This window comes from Streptomyces sp. P5F9, assembly GCF_057961495.1.
This window is the reverse complement of the sequence record NZ_JBXVPZ010000107.1, coordinates 1-24,407: the sequence shown is the minus strand read 5'-3', so window position 1 is coordinate 24,407 and position 24,407 is coordinate 1. Positions and strand designations below refer to the sequence as shown.

Annotated in this window: 17 protein-coding genes and 1 pseudogene; 8 read left to right on the top strand and 10 right to left on the bottom strand. The window is 71.8% G+C overall.

Going from position 1 to position 24,407, the window contains the following annotated elements; translation table 11 throughout:
• Together AC31A1_RS19320 and AC31A1_RS19315 are read right to left on the bottom strand one after the other, a co-directional pair.
• A partial coding sequence (locus tag AC31A1_RS19320) for a beta-ketoacyl synthase N-terminal-like domain-containing protein (RefSeq protein ID WP_489654488.1) occupies positions 1–2,938 on the bottom strand: 2,938 nt, incomplete at its 3' end.
• 38 nt (positions 2,939–2,976) lie between these two features.
• On the bottom strand, positions 2,977–9,885 hold the full coding sequence (locus AC31A1_RS19315) for an SDR family NAD(P)-dependent oxidoreductase (protein WP_489654487.1): 6,909 nt from the start codon (positions 9,883–9,885) through the stop codon (positions 2,977–2,979).
• Between the two features lie 396 nt (positions 9,886–10,281).
• On the opposite strand from AC31A1_RS19315, the gene AC31A1_RS19310 reads away from it, so the two are divergent.
• The gene (locus tag AC31A1_RS19310) at positions 10,282–10,887 is read left to right on the top strand and encodes a GOLPH3/VPS74 family protein (protein WP_489654486.1); all 606 of its coding nucleotides are present in this window, start codon (positions 10,282–10,284) and stop codon (positions 10,885–10,887) included.
• 115 nt (positions 10,888–11,002) lie between these two features.
• Here the strand turns inward: AC31A1_RS19310 and AC31A1_RS19305 are convergent, their stop codons facing one another.
• On the bottom strand, positions 11,003–12,454 hold the full coding sequence (locus AC31A1_RS19305) for a sensor histidine kinase (RefSeq protein WP_489654485.1): 1,452 nt from the start codon (positions 12,452–12,454) through the stop codon (positions 11,003–11,005).
• Positions 12,451–13,140 carry a response regulator transcription factor gene (locus tag AC31A1_RS19300; RefSeq protein ID WP_489654484.1) on the bottom strand — a complete coding sequence of 230 codons (690 nt, stop codon included), beginning with the start codon at positions 13,138–13,140 and terminating at the stop codon, positions 12,451–12,453. The genes AC31A1_RS19305 and AC31A1_RS19300 overlap by 4 nt, the downstream gene beginning before the upstream one ends.
• A 150-nt stretch (positions 13,141–13,290) precedes the next feature.
• Here AC31A1_RS19300 and AC31A1_RS19295 point away from each other — a divergent pair, with 150 nt between their 5' ends.
• From AC31A1_RS19295 to AC31A1_RS19280, 4 genes are read left to right on the top strand one after another with little or no spacing between them, the layout of a single operon-like run.
• A complete protein-coding gene (locus AC31A1_RS19295) occupies positions 13,291–14,628 on the top strand; it encodes a ferredoxin reductase family protein (protein WP_489654483.1) in 1,338 nt (445 codons plus the stop codon).
• Positions 14,629–14,638: 10 nt separating this feature from the next.
• Positions 14,639–15,085 (top strand): FMN-binding protein, encoded by a 447-nt coding sequence (locus AC31A1_RS19290; RefSeq protein ID WP_489654482.1) that lies wholly within the window; start codon positions 14,639–14,641, stop codon positions 15,083–15,085.
• 1 nt (position 15,086) lies between these two features.
• Positions 15,087–15,818, top strand: a complete 732-nt coding sequence (locus AC31A1_RS19285) for an FAD:protein FMN transferase (RefSeq protein ID WP_489654481.1) — start codon at positions 15,087–15,089, stop codon at positions 15,816–15,818.
• 55 nt (positions 15,819–15,873) lie between these two features.
• Positions 15,874–16,617 carry a phosphotransferase family protein gene (locus tag AC31A1_RS19280; protein ID WP_489654480.1) on the top strand — a complete coding sequence of 248 codons (744 nt, stop codon included), beginning with the start codon at positions 15,874–15,876 and terminating at the stop codon, positions 16,615–16,617.
• A 95-nt stretch (positions 16,618–16,712) separates the two neighbouring features.
• Here AC31A1_RS19280 and AC31A1_RS19275 read toward each other — a convergent pair whose 3' ends face one another.
• A complete protein-coding gene (locus AC31A1_RS19275) occupies positions 16,713–18,854 on the bottom strand; it encodes an ArnT family glycosyltransferase (RefSeq protein ID WP_489654479.1) in 2,142 nt (713 codons plus the stop codon).
• Positions 18,851–19,729, bottom strand: a complete 879-nt coding sequence (locus AC31A1_RS19270; RefSeq protein ID WP_489654478.1) for a glycosyltransferase — start codon at positions 19,727–19,729, stop codon at positions 18,851–18,853. Before AC31A1_RS19270 ends, AC31A1_RS19275 begins: the two co-directional genes overlap by 4 nt.
• 244 nt (positions 19,730–19,973) lie before the next feature.
• Here AC31A1_RS19270 and AC31A1_RS19265 point away from each other — a divergent pair, with 244 nt between their 5' ends.
• From AC31A1_RS19265 to AC31A1_RS19255, 3 genes are read left to right on the top strand one after another with little or no spacing between them, the layout of a single operon-like run.
• A complete protein-coding gene (locus tag AC31A1_RS19265; protein ID WP_489654477.1) occupies positions 19,974–21,104 on the top strand; it encodes an ABC transporter ATP-binding protein in 1,131 nt (376 codons plus the stop codon).
• Complete coding sequence (locus AC31A1_RS19260) at positions 21,101–21,811, top strand: ABC transporter permease (RefSeq protein ID WP_489654476.1); 711 nt, start codon at positions 21,101–21,103, stop codon at positions 21,809–21,811. The genes AC31A1_RS19265 and AC31A1_RS19260 overlap by 4 nt, the downstream gene beginning before the upstream one ends.
• On the top strand, positions 21,808–22,476 hold the full coding sequence (locus tag AC31A1_RS19255) for an ABC transporter permease (protein WP_489654475.1): 669 nt from the start codon (positions 21,808–21,810) through the stop codon (positions 22,474–22,476). Before AC31A1_RS19260 ends, AC31A1_RS19255 begins: the two co-directional genes overlap by 4 nt.
• A 77-nt stretch (positions 22,477–22,553) precedes the next feature.
• Here the strand turns inward: AC31A1_RS19255 and AC31A1_RS19250 are convergent, their stop codons facing one another.
• The 4 genes and pseudogenes from AC31A1_RS19250 to AC31A1_RS19235 form a co-directional block, all read right to left on the bottom strand.
• Positions 22,554–23,153, bottom strand: a complete 600-nt coding sequence (locus tag AC31A1_RS19250; protein WP_366493122.1) for a GTP-binding protein — start codon at positions 23,151–23,153, stop codon at positions 22,554–22,556.
• Complete coding sequence (locus tag AC31A1_RS19245; protein WP_489654474.1) at positions 23,140–23,595, bottom strand: DUF742 domain-containing protein; 456 nt, start codon at positions 23,593–23,595, stop codon at positions 23,140–23,142. The genes AC31A1_RS19250 and AC31A1_RS19245 overlap by 14 nt, the downstream gene beginning before the upstream one ends.
• A gap of 36 nt (positions 23,596–23,631) precedes the next feature.
• Positions 23,632–24,108, bottom strand: a complete 477-nt coding sequence (locus AC31A1_RS19240; protein ID WP_019062808.1) for a roadblock/LC7 domain-containing protein — start codon at positions 24,106–24,108, stop codon at positions 23,632–23,634.
• A pseudogene (locus AC31A1_RS19235) lies at positions 24,105–24,407 on the bottom strand (ATP-binding protein); the annotation flags it as partial. The gene AC31A1_RS19240 and the pseudogene AC31A1_RS19235, both read right to left, overlap by 4 nt.

Here is a 24,407-nt window from a genome sequence, read left to right as displayed (position 1 = left end):
GAACGGGGGCGGACCCCCGGGGCGCGAGTGCGGGGGCGGTCGTTACGGCACGACGGCTGCCCGCGCTGATGAGTTGGGCGGCCGTGTCCGCGGTGTCGCGCATGAGCGCGTGCAGTTCGGCGGCGGCCGGGAAGCGGTCGGTGAGGGCGTCGAGGGGGGACAGCGCGGCGAGGGCCGGTGCGGTCGCGGCGGCCGGTGTGCGTAGTTCCGCCCGTAGCTTCACCAAGGTCGGGGCGTCGAGGGACACCAGCGCGCCGCCCAGGTCGAGCCGCACCGGGGGCCGTTCCCGTCGTGAAGCCGGCTTCTGCGGGGCCAGTGTCGTCGGGTCCACCGGTGCGCCTGCCGACCACAACGCCGTGGCCACGCGCCGGAGTTGGGCCAGTCCGGTGCGGTGGGGCGAGTTGGCGGCGACGACCAGGTGGTCCCGTCCGCTGAGTGTGGCGTCGATGAGGGAGCCGAGTTGGCCGGTGCCGACCTGGACGAAGGCGCGGTGGCCGGCGGTGTACATGGCCCCTACGAGTTGGCGGAAGCGCACGGGCTCCAGCAGGTGCCGGATGAAGAGTTCGCGGACCGCCTTCTCGTCCGAGGGGTACGGCGAGGCGGTGGTCCCGGACCAGAGGGGGACCGTCGGCGGGTGCAGGCGGAAGCGGTTCGCGGCCTCCTCGATCGGGGCGAGGTACGGCTTCAACATCGGTGTGTGGAAGCCGGATTGGAACGGGAGGACCTGACTCAGGACACCCTGCGCGCGGAAGGACCGCACGAACTCGTCGACGGCCTCGTCCGGTCCGCACACCATCGACTGGCCCGGCGCGTTGTCGTGGGAGAGCACGATTCCGGCGTCCGGCCAGTCGGCGGCGAGCGCCGAGAGCACGCGCTCGGCCGGGGCCCCGATCGCCCCGAAGGCGAGGCCGGGGACCGTCACCGAGTCGGGGTCGAAGGCCTCCATGAAGTCGCTGACCTCGTCCGGCGCGTACACCCCGGCGGCCGTCATCGCGGTCCACTCACCGACACTGTGTCCGGCCACCGCGTCCGGGACGACGCCCATCGTGCGCAGCGCGGCGTCCAACAGCCGCCCGACGCCGACGACATCGAAGCCGTGACGGCCGACGTCCCCCACCTGAGCGGGAGTTGCGGACCGGTTCTCGCGGAGTCCGAAGTGCGCGGCGACGTCCTCGACCCGGGGGGTGAAGTCGCCCTCCAGGCCCGGGAAGACGAACGCCAGCTTTCCCGCGCCGGGCCCGATCAGCGGGCTCGGCGTGAACCACACGTCACTACGGCCCTGCCACGCGCGCCCTTTGGCGATCGCCCGGCGTGCCAGCGCGAGCCGCTTGGCGTCCGGGGCGACGATGCCGAGGCGGGAACGGCCCGAGGCGGCGGGGGTGTTGCCCGCGGCCAGGAGGGCGGAGTCGTCCGCGTCCAGCAGCGCGGCCAGGGCCTCGGGGCTGTCGGCGGCGAGCATCAGCACGCGTTCCGGCTCGGCCACGGAGGCTGTGCGAGCGGGGGCGTTCGTGCGTTCCGGGTCGTCGACCACCCCCGCCGAACGTGACGCGCGCGCTCCCGTTGCCTCCTCCAGCACGACATGCGCGTTGATGCCGCCGAACCCGAACGCGTTGACGGCCGCACGGCGCACCGGCTGTTCGGGAGTGGTCTCCCAGGGCGCCGCCTTCTCCAGCGGACGGAACCGGGTCGCCGCGAGCGCCGGATGCGGGTCGTCGCAGTGCAGGGTCGGCAGGAGCATGCCGTGGTGGACGGCGAGGGCGGCCTTGACCAGTCCGGCGACTCCGGCGGCCGGCATCGTGTGGCCGATCATCGACTTCACCGAGCCGATCACCGCACGGCCCCGGGATGTGCCCGTGTCCCCGAACACCTCGGCCAGCGTGGCCAGTTCGGCCGTGTCACCGGCGGGTGTCGCCGTTCCGTGCGCCTCCAGCAGGCCGATGGAGCCGGGCAGCGCGGGGTCCAGTCCCGCCGCCTGCCAGGCCTGGCGTACGGCGTGGGTCTGGCCGGTCGAGTCGGGGTTGACGAGACTCGCGGCGCGGCCGTCACTGGACACGCCGGTGCCGCGGATGACGGCGTAGATCCGGTCGCCGTCGCGCTCGGCGTCGGCGAGGCGCTTGAGGACGACGACTCCTGTGCCCTCGCCGATCAGGATGCCGTCGGCGTCGCGGTGGAAGGGGCGGATGCGCTGGCTCGGGGAGAGCGCGCGCAGTTGGGAGAACACGCTCCACAGCGTGATGTCGTGGCAGTGGTGGACGCCCCCGGCGAGCATCAGGTCGCAGCGCCCGGCGGCGAGTTCGGTGACGGCCTGGTCGACCGCGATCAGTGAGGACGCGCAGGCCGCGTCCACCGTGTACGCCGGGCCGCGCAGGTCGAGGCGGTTGGCGACGCGGGACGCCGCGAGGTTGGGGACCAGGCCGATGACCGACTCGGGACTGTCGGGGCCGAGCCGCTCGGTGAACGCGGAGCGGATGCGGTCGAGCTGGCCGGGGTCCAGGTCGGGCAGCAACTCGCCCAAGGTTCGGACGAGTTGGCCCGCCGTACGGACCCGCTGGTCGAGCCGGACCAGACCCGGGGTGAGATAGCCACCCCGCCCGAGCACGACACCGACGCGCCGCCGGTCGGGCAGGCGGGACTCGCCGCCCGCGTCGGCGAGGGCGGCGGCCGCCACGTGGAGGGCGATGAGCTGGTCGGGTTCGGTGCCGGGCACCGAGTTCGGCATGATGCCGAACCGGGTGACCTCGACCTCGGCCAGCGCGTCGACGAAGCCGCCGCGCCGGCAGTACACCTGGTCGGCCACGGCCGGACCGCTCGCGGAGTCCGGCCGGTAGTAGTCCGCGTCCCAACGCCCGTCCGGCACCTCGCTGATGGCGTCCGTGCCGCCCAGCAGATTCCGCCAGTACGCGTCGAGGTCGGCGGCGCCAGGGAGCAGCACCGACATTCCCACGATGGCGACCGGCACTTGACGGTCCGTCACGGCTACCAGCCCGAGGCGGTGTAGACGACGGCTCCGGCCGACCCGTCGCCCCAGGCGAGCTCGCGCAGCAGGGCCGCGGTGCCCTCCTCGGGGTCGATCAGCGAGATGCCGCGCCGTGCGTACTCGCGTCCCAACTCCGGGGTGACCATGCCGTGGTGGCCACCGGTGGGCGCCCACGGACCCCAGTGCACGGTCAGCGCACGGTGCCCGGTCCGGGCCGCCCAGGCGGTGCCCAGGCTCTGAAGCGCGTCGTTGGCGGCGGCGTAGTCGACCTGGCCCCGGTTGCCGAGCACGGCCGAGATGGAGCCGAACAGGACGGCGAAAGCAGGGCCGTTGGGCAGCTCCTCCAGCGCCGACAGCAGGGTCTCGGCGCCGTGCGTCTTCGTGCCGTAGACCCGCTGGAAGGACTCGGTGGTCTTCTCGGCGATCAGCCGGTCCTCGATGACGCCGGCCGCGTAGACGACACCGTCGAGGCGGCCGTGTTCGGCGTGGATCTCCTTGACCGCCTGGAGCGCGGCGTCCGGTTCGCGGAAGTCGACGGAGTGGTAGCGGGCCTGGCTGCCGAGCGCCGTCAGTTCGTCCAGGGTCGCGGTGATCTCCCTTTGGGCGAGCAGGAGTTCGGCGGTGCGGTTGATCTCGGCGGGGGTGAGTCCACCGCCCTTCGCGGCGAGGGCGGCACGCAGTTCGGCCGGGGTGCGGGCACCCGCGGTCGCCGGGTCCTCGGGCCCTGCCGGTGCGGCCGTCCTGCCCAGCAGTTCGATACGGCACCGGGAGGCGGCGGCGAGCGCGACGGCGAACTTCGCGGTGATACCCCGCGCGCCGCCCACCAGCAGCACCACCGAGTCGCGGTCGAGCCCGATCGCGGATGCTTCGGCGACTCCGTCACCGGCAGGTCCGGCACCGTTCGTCGCGAGCGCGCCGAGCGGTGTCTCCGTCAGCTCAAGTCCGTGTCGTCCGGCGGCGGTTCGCAGGACGACCGGCTCGGTGCCGGGCGCCAGCAGTTCGGCGATCACCGCGTCGGCGACGGCGTCCGGTGCGGTGTCCGCCAGCTCGACGACCCGGGCGACGGTGTCCGGGTACTCGCGGGCCACCGTACGGAACAGCCCGCGCAGCCCCGCCGATCCACCGTCCGCGCCCTGTACCGCGAGGAGGTGACGCGGGCCGCGCCGCAGAGCGGCCTGGAACACGGGGAACGCGTCGGGCAGCACCGGCGCCGACGCCGTGAGCGGCGCGAGGTACAGCACGCCGTCCACCTGGCCGTCCGCGTCGGTGAGTTGGTGCTCGGGGCCTACGGTCACCGTGCCGGCACCGTAGGAGGAGAGCCGGGCCGCGACCGTCTCGGGGCCGTCACCGTCGCCGTAGAGGACGAACCGCCGCCCGCTCAGCACGGATGCCGGGTCCGCCGGGTTGTCGCCGTCCTGGTGCGCCAGCAGCACCGGCCGCAGTTGGAGCCGCTTCGGCGCGACGCCGGTGACCTCGTCCTGCGGGGCGCTCGGGGACGTGACCTGGGGGGCGTCGACACTCGGGGGAGTTTCGTCCGTCGCCGCCGGTGCCGTCAGCCGTGCCGACAGCCAGCCCGTGACGGAGGCCGCCGTGCGGGCCTTCGCCAGGTCCTCCAACTCGGCGTCGTCGAGCGTGGCGACGTCCATCCCGCCGCCGATGCCCAGTCGCCCGGCCAGTTCACCGGCGATCTCGGCGCGCTTGATGGAGTCGATGCTGAGGTCCGCCTCCAGATCGAGGTCGGGCTCGATCATGTCGACGGGATAACCGGTGCGCTCGCTGATGATCTCCAGGACGACCCGGAGCACGTCGGCCTCGGTGACGGCTTCTGGGGCCGCCGGGGCAGCCAACTCCGGTTGCGCTGTGGGCTGTTGAGGTATGGGTGCCGCCGCCGGCAGGGCGGGTATCTGTGGCAGGGCCTCGATCGCGGCGGGTGCCGGGGCCGGGACCCACGTTCCCTGGGGCGGCGCCCCCTGCGCCGCGCCGAAGTACGTCATCAGCACATCCCGTTGCGCGGCCACCATCTCCCGGCTGGTGCGCAGGAATTCGGAGATGAGCGCGTCCCTGTTCGCCTCGACGGGGGCACCGTCCTGAGGGTTCGTCGTCACAGTCGTCTCCACAACGCGTCGGGCCGGTGCGAGGGCACCGGGCAGGAGTGCTCCGGCGGCGGTACGGACGAGCTGTCCGTCGACCGTCCAGCCGGGTCGCGAGGGCACGGGGGTCCGGGCCGCGTCGACGGCGTCGCGCCCGTTGAACAGCCATCCGGTGCGCACCGGCAGCCCCGCGACGGCCAGTTGGGCCAGCGCGTCGAGCCAGCCGCGCAGCCCGCTGTCCTGCCGGGGCTCGCACGCGACCGTGCGGTGCGGGCGGTCGCCGAGGATCTGGTCGACCAGCCGGGTCAGCACGGAGCCGGGTCCGGCCTCGACGAAGACCCGGGCTCCCGCCTCGTACATCGCCTCGATCTGCGCGACGAAGCCGACCGGCGAGCCTATCTGCGCGGCGAGTTCGGCCCGGACCGCGTCGGCGTCCTCGCCGTACGGGGCCGCCGTCCGGTTGGACCAGACGGGGAACTCGGGTGCGAGCACGGCCCGTTGAGCGAGGGCGGCCGCGAACCGTTCGCCGGCCCTCGCCACCATCGGGCTGTGGAAGGCGCAGGCCACCGGGATGCGCTTGGCGCCGAGACCGGCGTCGCGCAGGAGCCGTACGGCGGTGGCGACTGCCTCCGTCGGGCCCGAAATCACCGTCTGACGGGGCGAGTTGTGGTTCGCGACGACGACGGAGTCGGGTGCGTTCGCCGTCTTCAGGGCCTGCTCGACGTCCTCGGCACCGGCCGCCACCGCGGCCATGGTTCCCGGGTCGTCCGCGCCCGTGGCTTCGAGGATCGCCGCCGCACGCTCGGCGCTCAGCTCCAGCAGCGCCTCCGGCGCGATCGCACCGGACGCGCACAGGGCGACCAACTCGCCGTAACTGTGCCCGGCCGCCATGTCGGGCCGTACGCCCGCCTCGGTGAGCAGGGCGTGCGCGGCCAACCCGGCGATGCCCAGGGCGGGTTGCGCGACCCGGGTGTCGGTGAGGCCCGCCTGCTGGCGGTCGCGGGCGGTGTCGTCGAAGGCGGTGGGCGGGTAGAGCGCGTCGGCGTGGTCGCGGCCGAGGTGCAGATAGTGCTGCAACTCGGGGAACGCGATGAAGACGTCGGCGAGCATGCCGGGGCGCTGGCTGCCCTGGCCGGGGAAGAGGAACGCGACCTTGCCGGTACTGGTGTCCGAGCCGGCGTGGGCCTGGGTCGCAGCCCCGGCCTTCGCCGCCGCGAGATGGATGCCCCCGGCCGGATCGTGTTCACCGGCCAACGCCCGCCGCAGTTGCCCGGCCAGCCCCTCCACATCCCGCGCCACGACCGCCGCCTGCACCGGCTCCTGCCGGGCGTCGGAGCGCCGTGACGCGCTCAGCGCGAGGTCGCGCAGCTTCCAGTGACCGGTCTCCGCGAGCTTCAGGGTCTCCTCGATGCCCCGCCGCGCCGCCGCCCGGTCCGCACCCCGGAAGGTCAGCAGCTCGGCGGGCCACGCGTCCAGACCCTGCGCAGGCGGAACCGCCTCGCCGTACGCCCCGATCACCGCATGGAAGTTGGTGCCGCCGAAGCCGAACGCGCTGAGCCCCGCGACGCGTTCCTCGGCGGGGGCCGCCCAGGGTCGTGGCTTGGCGTGGAAGACGAACGGGCTGCTGTCCTCCTGCCAGGCCGAGTTGGGCTTCTTCATGTGCAGGGTGGGCGGCTTCACGCCGGTGTAGAGGGACAGCACGGTCTTGATGAGACCGGCGAGTCCCGCGGCGCACTTCGTGTGCCCGATCTGGGACTTGACCGAGCCGAGCGCGCAACTGCCCGTCTCCGCACCGGACTCGGTGAACACCTCGCTGAGGATGGAGAGTTCGGTCCGGTCGCCGACGACCGTCCCGGTGCCGTGCGCCTCGACCAGGCCGACCTCGGAGGGGGAGACGCCCGCGTTGCGGTACGCCCGTTCCAGTGCGGCCCGCTGACCCTCGGGGCGGGGTGCCGTCAGGCCCAGGGAGCGGCCGTCGCTGGAGCTGCCAACTCCCTTGATGACGCCGTAGATCCGGTCGCCGTCCCGCTCCGCGTCCGCGAGCCGCTTGAGGACCACGCAGGCGACGCCCTCGCCGAGCGCGATGCCGTCGGCCGAGCTGTCGAAGGCGCGGGAGCGGCCGGTGGGGGAGAGGGCGTGCACGGAGGAGAAGAGGACGTAGTCGTTGATGCCGTTGTGGAGGTCGGCGCCCCCGCACAGCACGACATCGCTGGTGCCGCCCACGAGTTCCTTGCACGCCACGTCGACGGCGGCCAGCGAGGACGCGCAGGCCGCGTCGACCGTGAAGTTGGCGCCGCCGAGGTCGAGCCGGTTGGCGATGCGGCCCGAGATGACGTTGGAGAGCATCCCGGGGAAGGAGTCCTCGGTGAGCGTGGGGAGTTGCTCCTCGATGCCCTGCGGGATCTTCCCGTAGTAGGAGGGCAGTACGGCGCGCAGCGTGGTCGCGTTGGACAGGTCGCTGCCCGCCTCCGCGCCGAACACCACGGAGGTGCGCGCACGGTCGAACTCCCGCCCCCGGTCGCCGTATCCGGCGTCCTCCAGCGAACGCCGGGCCGCTTCGAGGGCCAGCAGCTGCACCGGTTCGATGCTGCCGAGGGAGGTCGGCGGGATGCCGTAGCGCAGTGGGTCGAAGGGGATGCGCGGCAGGAAGCCGCCCCACTTCGACGGGGTGGCGCCGTCCTTGTCGGCGGAGTAGTGGACGGCGGGGTCCCAGCGGTCGGGCGGGACCTCGTCGACGGAGTCGCGGCCGCCGAGGATGTTCGCCCAGAACGTGGGGAGGTCGGGCGCCTGCGGGAACATGCACGCCATGCCGATGACAGCGATGTCCAGGGGGGCCGGTGCCTCCGGCTCGGCCGTCTCCTCAACTCCCAGGCGGGCGCGGGCGGTTCGCGCGCTGTCGGCCAGGAAGTCGGCGGCCTCCTCGGTCACCGAGCGGTGCAGGGCGTCGATCGTGGTGATCGCCGAACGCAGCACGGCGACCTCGCCGGCCATGAACATCCCCTTGGCGAGCTGGCGTTGCTCGTCCACGGCGGTCAGCGCACCGTCCGCGTCCCGCTCGACACCCTTGCTCGCGATGCGCAGCCGGCCGACGTTGAGCCGCTCCAGCTTCTCCCAGATCTGCCGGTCGGGTACGCCCTGCTCGCGCAACCGGGCCTCGAAATCGAGGTAGTTGTCGCTGAACGGGCTCGGCACGCAGCGGGTGGCGTGGCCGGGCGCGGTCTCAAGGAGCGCGGTGCGAGTGGCCCGGACGACCTGCTCCTGGAACAGGGGCTGTACTGCCCCGCGCGTCACCGCTTCCTCCGTGAACAGATAGGCGGTGCCCATCAGTACGCCGACGGCGGCGCCGCGCGCGGTGAGCGGTGCGGCGAGGGCGGCCACCATCGCCGCCGAGCGTCCGTCGTGGACGCCGCCCGCGAAGAACACCTCGATGCGCTCGGCCGTACCCGGGTCGGCCTTCTCCAAGAAGTCGTCCAGGACGGCGAGTTGGGCCTCCCAGAGGGGGAAGCTGCCGCGCGGTCCGACATGGCCCCCGCACTCGGAGCCCTCGAACACGAATTTGCGCATCCCCGCGTCCAGGAACTGCCGCAGCAGCCCCGGCGAGGGCACATGCAGGAAGGTGGAGATCCCGGCCCGCTCCAGCGCCTCGGCCTGGGAGGGGCGTCCGCCCGCGATGATCGCGTGCGTGGGCTCCAACTCCCGTACGGCTTCGAGCTGGGCGTTGCGCATCTCCTCGGGCGCGAAGCCGAGCACCCCGACACCCCAGGGCCGCATCCCCACGGCGGCGCGGGTCTCGGCCAGCACCGTCCGCGACTGCTCGCCGCTCGACAGGGCCAGCGCGACGAACGGCAGGGCGCCGCCCTCGGCGACGGCCGCGGCGAACTCCGCCTGGTCGCTGACACGGGTCATCGGGCCCTGGGCGACGGGGAGCCGGGTGCCGAGGGTCCGGCTCATGGGGGAACCGGCGCGCAGCGCGTCGGCGGGGCCCTCGTCCCGTACCGACTCCCGTATGGCGGCGGTCAGTTCGCGCACCGTGCGACCCGCGTCGCCCCAGCGTTCCGCGAAGCGCGCGGCCAGGAAACCGTCCTGGCCGACCGGCAGCAACTGGGTGCGCGGGTCGCGGGCGCCGAGCAGTTCGGACACCCGGTCGGCGGGCACCTGGGGGGCGTCGGGTCCGCGCCGCAGGAGCACGCGGTGACCGGCCACCAGTGTGGTCTCGGAGCCGTCCATCGAGCGCAGCGCGGCGGCTGCCGCCTCCGGCAGGACCGACTCGGCGAGCAGGGCCAGTTGGCTGTCGAGGACGACCCCGGCCGCGCCACCGGCCACGGCCGCGGCGGCCGTACGGGGGCCGATGCCGCCGCAGGCCCAGACCGGGACGTCCACACCGGGCTCGGCGAGCAGCCGTTGGAGTAACACGAAGGTGCTCAACTCGCCCACCCGGCCGCCGCTTTCGGCGCCCCGGGCGATCAGCCCGTGCGCACCGGCGCGGACCGCGGCCAGCGCCTGGTCCGGGTCGGTGACCTCGACCAGCACCCGGTGCTCCGCGACGACCTCGTCGACCCGCCAGGGAGCGTCCGCGGTGAGGACCACGGTGTGCGGGGCGGCGCCGGTGCCCGTCGTGAGGTCACCGGGACGGATCCGGCAGTGCGGCCCGACCCGTACCCCGAAAGGGCCCGGGGACCAGCGGCGGATTCGCGCCAGGGCCTCTCTGGTTCTTCGGTCGCCATTTCCCAGGTCCAGTACCCCCAGCCCGCCGGCGCGGCTGACGGCCGCCGCGAGTCGGGCATCCGGCTCATGGAACGGGGTGATTCCAATGATCATGCATTCGGCGCGCGCGACAGGCGTCATGATTCTCCGAATAAACGGTGAAATGGCACGGTGGGGGGTTTCGGCGGGGGTGCGCCGAACGTAATCGCAGAGGCGCAAGAGAGCTGATGGAAAGCTAGCCCCCCGGTTACTCGTCGGTCAACAACGCCGAGGTGAGCAACTGGTTGATGGAGGTGATCCGGCCAGCCGGAACAGGGTCCCAAACAACCGAAAACCCTGCCAATTTCCTTCAGAGGGCACACCACTCGGACCGCAGTGGCGCAAGCGGTCCAAAAGCCCCTGCTATTCATACGAGGCTCACAGTCCCGAAACACCGCTGACGGCGGGGCGGAATTATGTAAACGTTGGGTGTCGGTGCCTCCTCGCATAAGCCGCGCTAGGTTGGCACCCATGAGCACACCGCGGGACCTGATGATCGTCGCCATGGATGTCGCACCCGACCGCCCCGTCGAGACGGGTGACCTGTCGCTCGCGCTCGCCGGAGCGGAGGTGGTCGACCTCCTCGCCGCCGAAGCCGTCGTACTGGACGGCGACCTGATCGTGCCGAACCCCCAAGTTCCTTTGGGGGACGGCCTGTTGGACCAGGCCGCGGCCGCCCTCGTGCGGGAGACGCCGTACGAGTCGGTCGAGGACTGGCTGTGGCGGCGCGGGCGCGGCCTGTCCTCCGCCTATCTCGCCGCGCTGGAGGCGGAGGGGCTGGTCGCCCGGCAGCGCGGGCGCTGGATCCCGGTCCGCACCGGCCGGACGGCCCTGGTCGACTCCCCGGCCCGCAGCCGCGCGGCGGACCGCTGGGCTCAGGACGAACCCGTCCTCGCCCAGCTCGCCGCGGCCGCCGGGATCCGCGAGGTGTCCGACGAGGACTCCGCGAAGGTCACCGACGAGTCGCTGGACACGGTCATCGCGGTGGTCCACGACGCGGTGACGGAGCTGGAGGCCGTACGGCAGCGGAAGAGCGTCGAGGACGCGGCCTACGACAACGTGTGGCGCGGTATGTGACGGTGACCTCTCGGCCTGGAGGCACGACAACTGCCGATAAAACAGAGCCAGTTGATGGTCCTGAGCCTCAGGTGACGCCACGTCACCCATGGTAGGCGCACGCCCGGTGCCCGGCCTAGGGAGACAAAGGGGACGAGGCCGGCCCCAGCGGGATCGTCACCGTGAAGACCGTCGCGCCGGGCTCGGACGTCAGCTCCACGGTGCCGCCGTGCGCCTTCGCCAGCGACCGGGCCACCGCGAGGCCCAGCCCGCTGCCGCCCCGGTCCCGGGTGCGGGCCTTGTCGACCCGGTAGAAGCGGTCGAAGACCCGGGCCCGGTCGTCCTCCGGGATACCGGGGCCCGCGTCGGCGATCCGCACCGACGCGACGCCGGCGGCGACCGACAACGACACCGACACCCGCGTCCCGGCCGGGGTGTGCACGGCCGCGTTGGCCAGCAGGTTGTCCAGCACCTGCCGGACGCGGACCGGGTCGACGCGCAGCCGGACCGGGGACTCGGGCACCGACACCGTCAGCGGGTGGTCCCGGTGCCCGGCACGGAAGGCGTCCGCCGCCTGCCCCACCAGCTCCACCAGGTCCGCGTCCTCCGGCCGTAGAGGCGTCTCCACGTCCGCCGCGTCGAGGCGGGCCAGCAGGAGGAGGTCGTCGAGGAGGACGCCCATGCGGGCGGCCTCGGCGCGCAGCCGGGCCAGATGCTTGTCGCGCTCCTCGGGGACGTTCGCGGCCGCGTACTGGAACAGGTCCGCGTAGCCGCGCACCGACATCAGCGGGGTCCGCAGCTCGTGCGAGGCGTCCGCGACGAACCGGCGCAGCCGCTGCTCCGCCTCCGCGCGCACCGCGAGCGAGTCGTCGATGTGCTCCAGCATCGTGTTGAACGCGGTGCGCAGCTCCTCCACCTCGGGCCCGCCGTCGCCCCGCTCGGCGCGCAGCGGCAGCCGGGCCGCCGAGTCGGTGAGGTCGTGCGAGGTGATGCCGTGGGCCGTCGTCGCCATGTCGCTCAGCGGCCGCAGCCCGCGCCGCAGCAGGTTCCGCCCTATGACCACCAGCACCAGCAACGCCAGCGCGAACGCCACCACCTGCACCGTGACCAGCTGCCGCACCGTGCTCTGCACGTCCGCCAGCGGGGCCGCGCTCACCAGGACCACACCGGGTTCGACCTCGCAGGCCCGCAGCCGGTAGGTGCCCTCGCCGTCGATCGTCACCGTGCGCGTGATCTCCTTGGTGGAGTGCGCCATCGTCTTGGCGAGGGCGGTGAGCGCGCGGGTGTCGTCCGGTACGTCCGAGGGCTCGCGCAGTTTCGGAGTCGTGCCGGAGACGTCGTAGACGGCCGTGTACCAGCCGTAGTACGGCTTGCGCTGGACGATGCCGTGGGCCGCCGCGTCCTTGGACTGGACGACCTGGACGAGCTTCATCTGGTCGCTGACCTGGCGTTGCAGATAGTCCCGCATGTACATCGTCAGGGCCGTGCCGACGACCGCGAACACGATCAGCGAGAGCACGCCCACGCCCAGGGCGAGGCGTGTGCCCAGGCGGACCCGGCGCCAGTTGTGGCGCAGCCGTCGGATCATTCGGCGGCCTGCCGGATCACATAGCCGAAGCCGCGCACGGTGTGGATCAGCGGATCCTGCCCCTCGTCCAGCTTGCGGCGCAGGCGGCTGACCACGAGCTCCACCACGTTCGAGCGGCCGCCGAAGCCGTACTCCCACACATGGTCGAGGATCTGCGCCTTGGTGAGGACGGTCGGCGACTTGCGCATCAGATAGCGCAGCACCTCGTACTCGGTCGGGGTGAGCGTGAGGAGACGGTCGGCACGGCGCACCTCGCGGGTGTCCTCGTCCATCGACAGGTCGGCGACGCGCAGCACGGAGCGCGGGAAACCGGGCCCGGCGCTGCGCCGCAGCACGGTCCGCAGCCGGGCCATCAGCTCCTCCACCGCGAACGGCTTGACCAGGTAGTCGTCACCGCCCCGCGTCAGCCCCGCGACCCGGTCGGCCACGGCGTCGCGCGCCGTGAGGAACACCACCGGCACCATCGTCCCGGAGCGCCGCAGCCGGTCCAGCACACCGAAACCGTCCAGGCCGGGCAGCATCAGGTCGAGCACCACGATGTCCGGTGCGAACTCGGCGGCCACGGTCAGCGCCTCCTCACCGGAGTACGCGCACGCGGCCTCCCAGCCCTCGTACCGGGCGACCGTCGCGACAAGATCGGCGATCGGCGGGTCGTCGTCCACGACGAGGAGTCGTACTTTGTCCACCCGCTCATACTGCGCCACACACCTCCCGACGCCAGACCCGCGGCACCGCCACACCCGCATCGATAACCACTTGAAAGGTGGCCGACAGGAAAACGACAGCCCCCCGAGGTCAAGCTCGTCTCCCAGGACCCGATCAAGGAGCTGCCGTCCGTGACGACCGTCCAATCACCCCCTGCGCCCCCCACGGCGATACGCCCCAGGGTGGTGGCCCGCACGGGCCTGTACGCCGTGCTGGCCGCGAACGTCGCCGTGGTGACCGTCTTCTTCGCCCAGGCCGGATTCGCCTCCAACGCGCTCATCGTCATCGGCCGCCTCCTCGGCCTCTACGGCGCGCTCGTCATGGCCTTCCAACTGCTGCTGGTGGCCCGCCTGCCCTGGCTCGACCGCCGGATCGGCATGGACCGGCTCACCAACTGGCACCGCTGGACCGGCTTCGCGCTGCTCTGGACGCTGCTCGGGCACCTCGTGTTCATCGCCTTCGGCTACGCCCAGGGCACCGACACCGGCCCCGTCGGCGAGGTCGTCGACCTGGCCGAGACCACCGAGGGCATCCTGCGCGCGGTCGTCGCGTTCGCCCTGATCCTCGTCATCGGCGCGACCTCCGCCCGCTACGCGCGACGCCGGCTCGCCTACGAGACCTGGCACTTCATCCACCTCTACACCTACGTCGCGGTGGTCCTCGCCTTCACCCACCAGGTCGCGGTCGGTACGACGTTCACCGCGTCCTCCGCCGCCACGACGTACTGGTACGCGGTCTGGGGCGTCGCGCTCGGCTCGGTCGCCCTGGGCCGCGTGATCCTCCCCCTGTGGCGCAACCTCCGCCACCAACTCCGGGTCGAGGCGGTCGTCCCCGAGTCCGACAACGTCGTCTCGATCTACGTCACCGGCCGCGACCTCCACCAACTCCCGGCCCAGGCAGGCCAGTTCTTCCTCTGGCGGTTCCTCACCAAGGACCGCTGGTGGCAGGCCAACCCCTTCTCCCTCTCGGCCGCCCCCGACGGCACCCGCCTCCGCCTCACCGCCAAGACGGCCGGCGCCGGCACGGCAGCCCTCCGCCACCTGAAGGCCGGCACCCGCGTCTTCGCCGAGGGCCCCTACGGCGCCTTCACCACCCTGCACCGCACGAAGCCGGAGTCCCTGCTCATCGCGGGCGGCGTCGGCGTCACCCCGATCCGCGCCCTGCTGGAGGACCTGGAGGGCCACGCCGTCGTCATCTACCGCGTCGCCACCGACCGCGACGCCGTCCTCTACGACGAGCTGGCCGAACTGGCCCAGGCCAAGGGCGCCCAACTCCACCTGGTCACCGGCCCGCCCGTCCCCGACAAGCTCGCCCCGCGCGAACTCGCCCGGCTCGTACCGGACATCGCCGACCGCGACGTCTTCCTCTGCGGACCGCCGCCGATGATGAACGCGGTGCTGCGCAGCCTCGGCGACATGGGCGTGCCCAAGCAGCAGATCCACTTCGAACGCTTCAGCCTGGCGGGATGAGAGACATAACGTGAAGCGAGTCATACCGGTCCTGGTGCTGTCCGTCGCGGGGCTGATCCCCGTGTGGCGCTACGAGCCGTCCATCGGGACGACGACGAGTACGACGACCACGACGGAGGCGGTCTCGACACCGACTCCTACGGTTACCTCGTCGTCCTCCTCGTCCGGGTCTTCGTCGACCCCCTCCACGTCCTCGAAGAAGGTCGTCCAGGGCACCGCGATCAACACCTCCAAGGGCACCGTGCAGGTGCGGGTGACCTTCGAGGGCGACAAGATCAGTGCCGTGAGCATGCTCCAGCAGCCGGACCATCCGCAGACCACGGCGGCCGTCCCGGTGCTGATCGAGGAGACCCTCAAGGCGCAGAGTTCGAAGATCGACACGGTGTCCGGCGCCACGATCACCAGCGACGCCTACGTCCAGTCGCTCCAGGCCGCGATCGACGCCAAGGGCGCCTGAGATGCGCCGAGTCGAGCACGTGATGGGCTTCCCGGTGTCGCTGCGTGTCGACGACGAGGGCATCGGGGACGAGACCGCGGACGCGCTCTTCGCCTGGCTGCGCGAGGTCGACGCCCGCTTCAGCCCGTTCCGCCCGGACAGCGAGGTCTGCCGCTACGACCGCGGCGAGCTGCAACTCCCCGACCTCAGCGCCGATTTGACTGAAGTGTTCGACCTCTGCGAGAGGTACCGGGTCGCGACCGGCGGCGCCTTCGACGTCCGCCTGCCCGGCCGGCCCCTCGACCCCTGCGCGGTCGTCAAGGGCTGGTCGGTGCAGCGGGCGGCGGAACTCCTCACCGTCGCCGGCGCCCGGCGCTTCATCCTCAACGCCGGTGGCGACGTGGTCGTGGCCGGCGGCCCGTGGCGGGTGGGCGTACGGCATCCCGAACACGCCGACCAGCTGTGCACGGTCCTGGAGCTGACCGACGGGGCGGTGGCGACCTCCGCGCGCTACGAGCGCGGCGACCACATCGTCGACGGACGCACCGGCGAGCCCGCGACCGGCCTGCTCAGCATCTCGGTCGTGGCCGCCTCCCTGACGGAGGCGGACGCCACGGCCACCGCGGCCTTCGCGATGGGCCCGGAGGGCGTCGACTGGGCCGCCGCCAGGCCCGGCTGCGAGGTGTTCGCGGTCGACGCCGGGCGGCGGGTCCGCCGTACACCGGGATTCCCGGTCGCGACGGTCGCCGCGTAGGCACCCGCGACAAACCCGGCGACGTCGGCGACCGTCCCCGGGATACTGATCACCCATGGATGAGGTCGAAGTCGTCGTCGCCCATTCCGAGCGCGCGACCCTGCGCGTCGGCGACGTGTTCCTGAAGGTGGACGCCGATCAGGCGCGCATCGACGCCGAGGTCGCGGCGATGGCCCTCGCGCCCGTCCCGACGCCGGAGGTCCTGTGGCACAAGCCGCCCGCGCTCGCGATCGCGGCGGTCCCGGGGACGACACTCGGCCGTCTCGGCGGGCCGTCGACCGGGTCGCCGGCGGCGTGGGCCGCGGCGGGCGCCGCCATCCGGAAGCTGCACGACGCGCCCCTGCCGCCCTGGCCCGGCCGGGGAAAGGGCCTCGACGCGCTGACGGCGGAACTCGACGCCGAGTGCGCGTCGCTCGTGACGAACGGCGTCCTGCCCGCCGACCTGGTCACCCGCAACCGGCAGGTCGCCGAGGCCGCGCTCCGGCCCTGGACTCCGGCGTTCACACACGGCGACCTTCAGATCGCGCATGTCTTCGTCGACGGCGACGAGGTCACCGGCATCATCGACTGGTCCGAGGCGGGCCCGGGTGACGCCCTGTACGACCTCGCCACCTTCACGCTCGGACACGAGGAGCGCCTCGGTGACGTCCTCGCCGGCTACGGCACCGACGTCGACCTCGACGTGATCCGCGGGTGGTGGTCGCTGCGAAGCCTGCTGGTGGTCCGCTGGCTGGCCGAGCACGGCTTCGACCCGTTCGCCCCGGGCTGCGAGGTCGACGTGCTGAGATCCCGGATGTGAGACTGCGCGGGCCTGGACAAGCGGACGGGCCGCCGGGGTCACCGGCGGCCCGTCCTGTCGGGAAATGTGGCAGGGAGTTGGTGCGGGGGAGTGCTTCAGCTGACGTCGGAGGCGTCCAGGCGGTACAGGCCACTGCTCGTCGACGACGACGATGAGGTCGAGGTCGTGGAGGAACTGCCGCTGTACGCCGAGGACTTGACCGCCGTGCCGTGGGCCTTGACCCAGGCCGTGATCGCGGAGTCGGTGCCCTGGCCGCCGTCGCTGCTGACGATGATGTAGTGCAACTTGCCGGACTTCACCAGGGACTTGAGCTTGGCCAGGGTCATCGCGTTGTCGCTGCCGGACCAGCCGCCCATGGAGATCACGGGCTGACCCGACTCCAGGATGATCGAGGACGCTGTCTGGTCGGTGGAGACCGCCAGCAGCCAAGTCGCCCCGTCCTGGTGCTTCTTGAGGTACGCGATCATCTCGGACGAGACCTGGGAGCCGCCGCCCATACCGCCACCGCCGGCCTGCTGCGTACCGGACCCGGACGTGGACTCGCCGGTCGACGAGCTGCTGCTGCCCGTGCCCGAGGGCGCCGAACCGCTCCCCGAGGGCCGCGTGCCGGACGGGGCCGAACCGCTGGGCTTCGTACCGGACTTGGTGCCGCTCGGCGCGCCGCCCATGCCACCACCGCCGCCACCCATGCCGCCACCGGTGCTCGGACCGGCCGTCGGGTTGGTGCCGTTGGTCGAGGAGGTCGCCGCCGAGACCGAGTAGGCCGCGGGTCCGGCGAGGAGGGCGACCACCGCGGCCAGCGCCGCGAAGCCCATCAGGCGGTGGCGCTTGGTGAACCGGCCGACCAGCAGGCCGAGTACAGAAGCGATGCCCGCCATACCGACCACGATCTCCGCGACGGTGTACACCGTGCCGGAGCCGGAGACCCGCTGGAGCAGGACGACCGCCCAGACGGCGCTGGCCGCGATCGCCGCCGGCAGCACCCAGGCCCACTTGGCCGCCGAACCCTCACGGAAGGCGCGGTACAGCAGCACCCCGCCCGCACCGGCCAGGGCCGCGATACCGGGCGCCATGGCGGTGACGTAGTACGGGTGGAACGTGCCCTCGGCGAGCGAGAACGTCAGGAAGTGGAGGACGAACCAGCCGCCCCAGAGCATCAGCGCCGCGCGCTTGGCGTCGGTACGGGGAGCGCGTCCGCGCAGCACCAGACCGCCGACGAGGGCGATCGCGGCGAAGGGGATCAGCCAGGAGATCTGGCCGCCCATGATCTCGTTGAACATCCGGTACAGACCCGAACTGCCGCCGAAACTGGCCCCGTTGCCCTGCGAACCGACCGAGGAGCTGGCGCCGAAGATCCGGCCGAAGCCGTTGTAGCCGATGACGAGGTCCCACACCGTGTTGTCGGTGGAGCCGCCGATGTAGGGGCGGGAGGACGCGGGGATCAGGTCGACGATCACCATCCACCAGGCGCTGGAGACGACCAGCGCGACGGTGGCGACGGCGAGGTTGCGGATGCGCTTGCCGAGGGAGACGTTCGTGGCCCAGAGGTAGACGAGGAAGAACACGGGCAGGACGACGTACGCCTGCATCATCTTGGTGTTGAACGCGAAGCCGATCGCGACCGCGGACCACACCAGCGGCATCAACTTCCCGTTGCGGACGGCCTTCATGAGGGCCGCGGCGCCGAGCATCATCAGCAGGACGAGGATCGGGTCCGGGTTGGTGTCACGGGTGATGGCGACCGTGATCGGGGTGAGAGTGAGGACCAGTGCGGAGATCGTGCCCGCGACCGGACCGAAGTCCCGCTTGACCTGGCGGTACAGCAGGGCGACCGAGCCGGTGCCGGCCGCGACCATCGGCAGCATCAACTGCCAGGTGCCGTAACCGAATACGCGGGCGGAGAGGCCCATCACCCAGAGGGCGAACGGTGGTTTGTCGACCGTGATGAAGCTGCCGGAGTCCAGCGCTCCGAAGAAGAACGCCTTCCAGCTCTTGGTGCCGCTGTAGACGGCCGCGTCGTAGAAGGTGTTGCCGGTGATCGAGGTCAGGTTCCACGCGTAGAGCGCGGTGGCCAGCAACAGGATCGCCCACAGGGCCGGGCGGGCCCAGCGCGGGTCGTCCTCCGGGCCCGTGAAGAGCCTTCTGGCACGGGAGTTGAGACCGCCGTCGGCGGGCGGGCCCGCGCGGTGCGAGCGGCGGGCGGTCTCCTGACCGGGGGGCGGGGCGAGGGTCGTCATGACGCGTACTCCAGGTGTTCCGCGGAAGAGGCGGGCGCCCCGACGGGCAGGACAGGGGTGGTGGTGCGGGTGCGGTGGGGTACGGCGGCGATGCGGGCGCGGCCGGTGATCGTCTGCTTGAACATGCGGCGCATGCCCTTGAGGTCGTCGAGGGCGGTACGGACGATGTCGACGCGGCTGTCGGGGTCGTCGATCCAGTCGACCGGGACCTCGTGGATACGGAGCTTGTTGCGCTGGGCGAGGACGAGGAGCTCGGTGTCGAAGAACCAGGCGGTGTCCTCGATGTGCGGGGCGAGCGCCTGGAACACCTCGGTGCGGACGGCCTTGAAGCCGCACTGCGCGTCCGAGGTGGGGGTCCCCCCGCTCGAGCGAAGCCGAGAGTGGGGGAGGGCCGCGAGGCCTGCCTTGAGGAGGAGGTTGTAGGAGCGGGAGATGAACTCGCGCTTGGCGCCGCGCTGTACGGCCGACTGCCGGTGCAGCCGGCTGCCGATGGCCACGTCGCTGTGGCCGGACAGGAGCGGGGCGACCAGGGGCAGGAAGCCTTCGAGGCCGGTGGAGAGGTCGACGTCCATGTACGCGACCACGTCCGCCTCGGACTCGTTCCACACGTGCTTGAGCGCGCGGCCCCGGCCCTTGGCGTCGAGGTGGACGGCGTGCACGTGCGGCAGCCGCTGGGTGAGGCCGAGCGCCTCCTGCCAGGTGGCGTCGGTGCTCGCGTTGTCCGCCACGGTGATCGTGAACGGGAACGGGAAGGACGTTTCGAGGTATGCGTGGAGACGGCCGACACTGCCGGCGAGGACGTGCGCCTCGTTGTACACCGGCACCACGATCTCGACCGACCGCTGCCGGACGCCTCCCGCGTTCTGTTCGTTCATGACGGTGACGATCCGGGCGCTGTCTGTGCGGTCACTGAGCCTTCACTGAACGACCGATGAGAATCAGCGAACTCACAGGAAGGGCACAGTCAATCCGCGTCGAACCCCCAGGAAGCGGCACCCAAAACCCCTCAGGTGCCCGCCAGGTTCCCGCAACACGAGCCGTCTAGACTCTCCCCTCAACGGCCTGAGACAGCGGCCAGGAACGGGCAGTTTCTGCCACATCCGAAGGGTATTCGGCGCTTTGATACGGATAGATTCAGTCACCAAGCGGTACCCGGACGGCACGGTGGCGGTCGACCAACTGTCCTTGGACATACCGGACCGCTCGATCACCGTCCTCGTCGGCCCCTCCGGCTGCGGCAAGACGACCACCCTGCGCATGATCAACCGGATGATCGACCCCAGTGAGGGCACGATCTCCCTGGACGGCGCGGACATCACCAAGCAGCCGGTCAACACGCTGCGCCGGTCGATGGGTTACGTCATCCAGAACGCCGGTCTCTTCCAGCACCGCACGATCGTCGACAACATCGCGACCGTGCCCCGCATGCTCGGCTGGGGCAAGGAGAAGGCCAGGGCGCGGGCCACGGAACTCATGGAGCGGGTGGGCCTCGACGCCGCCCTCGCCAAGCGGTATCCATACCAGCTCTCCGGCGGCCAGCAGCAGCGCGTCGGCGTCGCCCGCGCCCTCGCCGCCGACCCGCCGGTGCTGCTGATGGACGAGCCGTTCTCGGCCGTCGACCCCGTGGTCCGCAAAGGACTTCAGGACGAACTCCTGCGCCTCCAGGAGGAGTTGGGCAAGACGATCGTCTTCGTCACCCACGACATCGACGAGGCGATCAAGCTCGGCACGATGGTCGCGGTGCTGCGCACCGGCGGCAAGCTGGCCCAGTTCGCCCCGCCCGCCGAGCTGTTGTCCGACCCCGCGGACGCCTTCGTCGAGGACTTCCTCGGCACCGACCGGGGCATCCGCCGCCTCTCCTTCTTCTCCTCCGCGGGCCTCGACCTCAAGACCTCCCCGATCATCGCCGTCGACTCCACCGCCGAGCAGATCGCCGAACGCACCACCCCCGACGTGCCGTACCTCCTCGTCACCGACCTGGACGGCAAGCCGCTGGGCTGGAGCGAGCCGGGCGCACTCACCGCCGGAGCCGTCGACACCGCCCGACTCCTCGCCTACGGCCGCCCGTTCGAGGCCGGCAAGGACTCGCTGCGGGCCGCGCTGGACGGGGCGGTGCTGTCGCCGACCGGGTGGGCGGTCGGGGTGGACGGGACCGGGCGCGTGGTCGGGGTCGTCTCGCAGGGGGCTGTGGGCGAGGCGATCCGCAGCGCCCACGCGGCGGGTCGCAGCGGCGCGAAGGTCGCCGGATGAACGACTGGTTCCGCATCCCCAGCGACCTCCAGAACACCTACCTCGGTCTGATCGGCCTGCACTTGCGCGAGGCCGTCATCCCGGTCCTCGTCGGCCTGGTGGTGGCGCTGCCCATCGCCCAACTGTGCGTGCGGCTGCGCTGGTTGTACCCGCCGGTGCTCTGGGTGACGACCGTGCTCTACGCGATCCCCTCGCTGGCGTTCTTCGTCGTCCTCATCGACTACACCGGCCAGACCGAGACCACCGTGATGATCCCGCTCGGCGTCTACAGCCTCGTGGTGTTCGTCCCGGCGATCGTGGACGGCGTCCGCTCGGTGCCCCAGGAGACCCTCGACGCGGCCACCGCGATGGGCCTCGGACCCGTACGCCGGTATCTCCAGGTGCAGTTGCCGATCGCCGTGCCCGCGATCATCGCCGGCCTGCGGGTGGCGACCGTGTCCAGCATCTCCCTGGTCAGCGTCGGCATGCTGATCGGCAACCAGGGAGCCCTCGGCAACCTGCTCAACGACGGCCAGATCTACCACCAGCCGCGGCTGATCTGGCTCTCCGTGATCACCACGGCCGTCCTCGCCATCGTCGTGGACGCCGTCCTGGTCGGCGTACGACTGCTCCTCACGCCCTGGATGCCGCGCGGCACCCGCAAGGCCCGCCCCGCCGAGGACCGGCCGGAACCGGCCGAACTCGTACTGGAGGACGCAGCCCGGTGAACGTACTCCACTACATCAACCTGTTCTTCAGCGACAGCACCCACTGGCACGGCTACGACGGCATCCCCACCCGTCTCGTCGAGCACATCCGGTACTCGCTGATCGCGCTCGCCATCGCCGCCGCCATCGGCCTCCCGATCGGTCTGCTGACGGGCCACACCGGACGCGGCGGCAACACCCTCTCGCTCATCGCCACCGCCGCCCGTGCCCTGCCCAGCTTCGGCCTGCTGGTGCTGATGTTCGTGCTGATCGGCTTCGGCCTGGTCCCGGTGATGATCCCGCTGGTCGTCCTCGCCGTACCGCCGATCCTGGTCACCACGTACGAGGCGATGCGCTCCGTCGACCCGTCCCCGGTCGACGCGGCCCGCGGCATGGGCATGAACGAGGCGAACGTCCTGTTCCAGGTGGAACTCCCGGTCGCCCTCCCGCTGATCCTCAGCGGCCTGCGCTCGGCCGCCATCCAGATCGTCTCCACGGCCACCATCGCGGCCTACGTCAGCCTCGGCGGCCTCGGCCGCTACATCATCGACGGCCTCTACCAGAAGAACTACGAGAAGGTCGTCGGCGGCGCCACCCTGGTCGCCGGGATGGCCCTGGTGACGCTCGGCGTCTTCTGGGGCATCGCACGACTCGCGGTGTCACCCGGGGTTCGCAGGAGCAACTGAGCCACTGAACACCCCTGTACGCAAAGGGAGATGGGGAGGACCGGCAACGGCCCTCCCCATCTCCCTTTCCTTTGCCGTCAGTTCTCCGTGCGCGCCAGCGCCAGCTCCAGCACGACCAGCAACGCGTCCCGCACCGAGCCGCGTTCGCGGGCGTCGAAGGCGAGGACCGGGACGCGCTCGTTGACGTCCAGGGCCCAGCGGACCTCGTCCAGGGAGTGCTCGATCTTGCCGTCGAAGGCGTTGAGGGCGACCGCGAACGGGATCTGCTTGTGCTCGAAGTAGTCGACCGCGGCGTAGCAGTCGTCGAGGCGCCGGGTGTCGACGATGACGAGACCGCCGACCGCGCCCTCCACGATGTCGTCCCACATGAAGCCGAACCGGTCCTGCCCGGGCGTACCGAAGAGGTACAGCTTCAGCGTGGGGTCGATGGTGATGCAGCCGAAGTCCATCGCGACCGTGGTGGTGGTCTTGCGCGGGGTGTGGGACAGGTCGTCCACGCCCGCCGCGACCTCGGTGATGGCGGCCTCGGTGGTGAGCGGCTCGATCTCGGAGATCGCGCCCACGGTGGTGGTCTTGCCCACGCCGAAGCCGCCCGCGACGACCATCTTCACCGGCAGCGGCGGTCGTACGGCGGTCTGTGCAGCCGCACCGCGGGCGACCGGTTCAGTCGGTGTCACGGAGTACTCCCCGGGAGTTGGGGATGGCGCGGAGGCCATCGATGACCCTTCGCAGGACGGTTGCGTCATGGGTGATGTCGGAGTTGGGCACGTGCACCGTCAACTGCCCGGCGGCACGCAGGTCCTCGGCGAGGACCCGCACCACGTTCAGGTGCAGCCGCAGCCGGGCCGCGATCTCCGCGAGGGACTGCGGCTGCCGGCAGGCGGCGACGATGTCGTGCTGCTCGAAGGAGAGCCGGTCGAGCACGTCGAGCCCGGCGGCCGTGGCCACCACCTGGGTCTCGACCGGGATCGGCCGCCCGGAGGCGGCCGCACCCGCACCCGCCACCCGGCCGGCGGTGACCAGGAACGGCCGTACGGCGGAAGGCGTGCGCACCGGATCGCGACCCGGGGGTGTGGCCCCGTCCGCGCCGGCACCGCTCGGAGTGCGGCCGTCGGGCATGTGTGGCTGTTCCTCTCTCGACCGGTCGGGGACCGGTCACCGAGCCGAAGCGGCGCCGACGCTGTTCTTCAGCTGGAGCACCAGCTGGGGGTTGAGCGCGGAACCGGCACGGTTGGCGAACAGCGTCATCTCGTAGGCGATGTTGCCGAGCTTGGCCTCCTTGTCGGTGACGACGCCGAGGACGGCGCCGCTGCCGATCGCGGAGACGAGGACGTGGCCGCCCTCCAGGTCGATGATGACCTTGTTCAGGCCGCCGAGACCGTAGTTGCCGGAGGCTCCGGCGGCGAGGCTCGTGATGCCGGAGACGATGGCCCCGAGCCGCTCCGAGTGGGCGTGTTCACGCAGTTCGGCCACGGCGATCAGCAGGCCGTCGGAGGACACCGCGATGGCGTCGACGACACCCGCGGTCTCCGTCGCGAAACGGTTGAGCAGCCAGTTGAAATCGGCCGCGGCTGCCTGCAGATCGGCCGGCGTGGTGCCCCCCGTGGGAGTGTCACCTGTCGACGTACTCACTGCTCCGCTCCTTTCGGGAGGTGGTTCCGGTCGTGCGGGTGGTTCGCGTCCGGGGCACGCAGGCCCGTGAGGGTGTCGCTGTCGCGATGTGCCTGCTCTACGGCGGCCTCGAACTCTTCGAGGGCCGAGCGGACGGCGTCCGCGTCGGCGGGCCGGGGGGCCTGCCGGGCGGCTTGCTGGGCGGCGGCGTCGGCGCCCGTACGAAGGGTGGCACCCCTGACCCGCCGACGCAGTGGCCGGGAGCCTCCGGCGTCGTCGTCAGGGGCGGTGGCGGACTCGTCCGCCGGGGCGTGGTGGGT

Coding starts and splice junctions, on each gene's coding strand:
- AC31A1_RS19315 (WP_489654487.1), bottom strand. CDS start 9,885: ATGATCATTGGAATCACCCCGTTCCATGAGCCGGATGCCCGACTCGCG.
- AC31A1_RS19310 (WP_489654486.1), top strand. CDS start 10,282: ATGAGCACACCGCGGGACCTGATGATCGTCGCCATGGATGTCGCACCC.
- AC31A1_RS19305 (WP_489654485.1), bottom strand. CDS start 12,454: ATGATCCGACGGCTGCGCCACAACTGGCGCCGGGTCCGCCTGGGCACA.
- AC31A1_RS19285 (WP_489654481.1), top strand. CDS start 15,087: ATGCGCCGAGTCGAGCACGTGATGGGCTTCCCGGTGTCGCTGCGTGTC.
- AC31A1_RS19280 (WP_489654480.1), top strand. CDS start 15,874: ATGGATGAGGTCGAAGTCGTCGTCGCCCATTCCGAGCGCGCGACCCTG.
- AC31A1_RS19275 (WP_489654479.1), bottom strand. CDS start 18,854: ATGACGACCCTCGCCCCGCCCCCCGGTCAGGAGACCGCCCGCCGCTCG.
- AC31A1_RS19270 (WP_489654478.1), bottom strand. CDS start 19,729: ATGAACGAACAGAACGCGGGAGGCGTCCGGCAGCGGTCGGTCGAGATC.
- AC31A1_RS19260 (WP_489654476.1), top strand. CDS start 21,101: ATGAACGACTGGTTCCGCATCCCCAGCGACCTCCAGAACACCTACCTC.
- AC31A1_RS19245 (WP_489654474.1), bottom strand. CDS start 23,595: ATGCCCGACGGCCGCACTCCGAGCGGTGCCGGCGCGGACGGGGCCACA.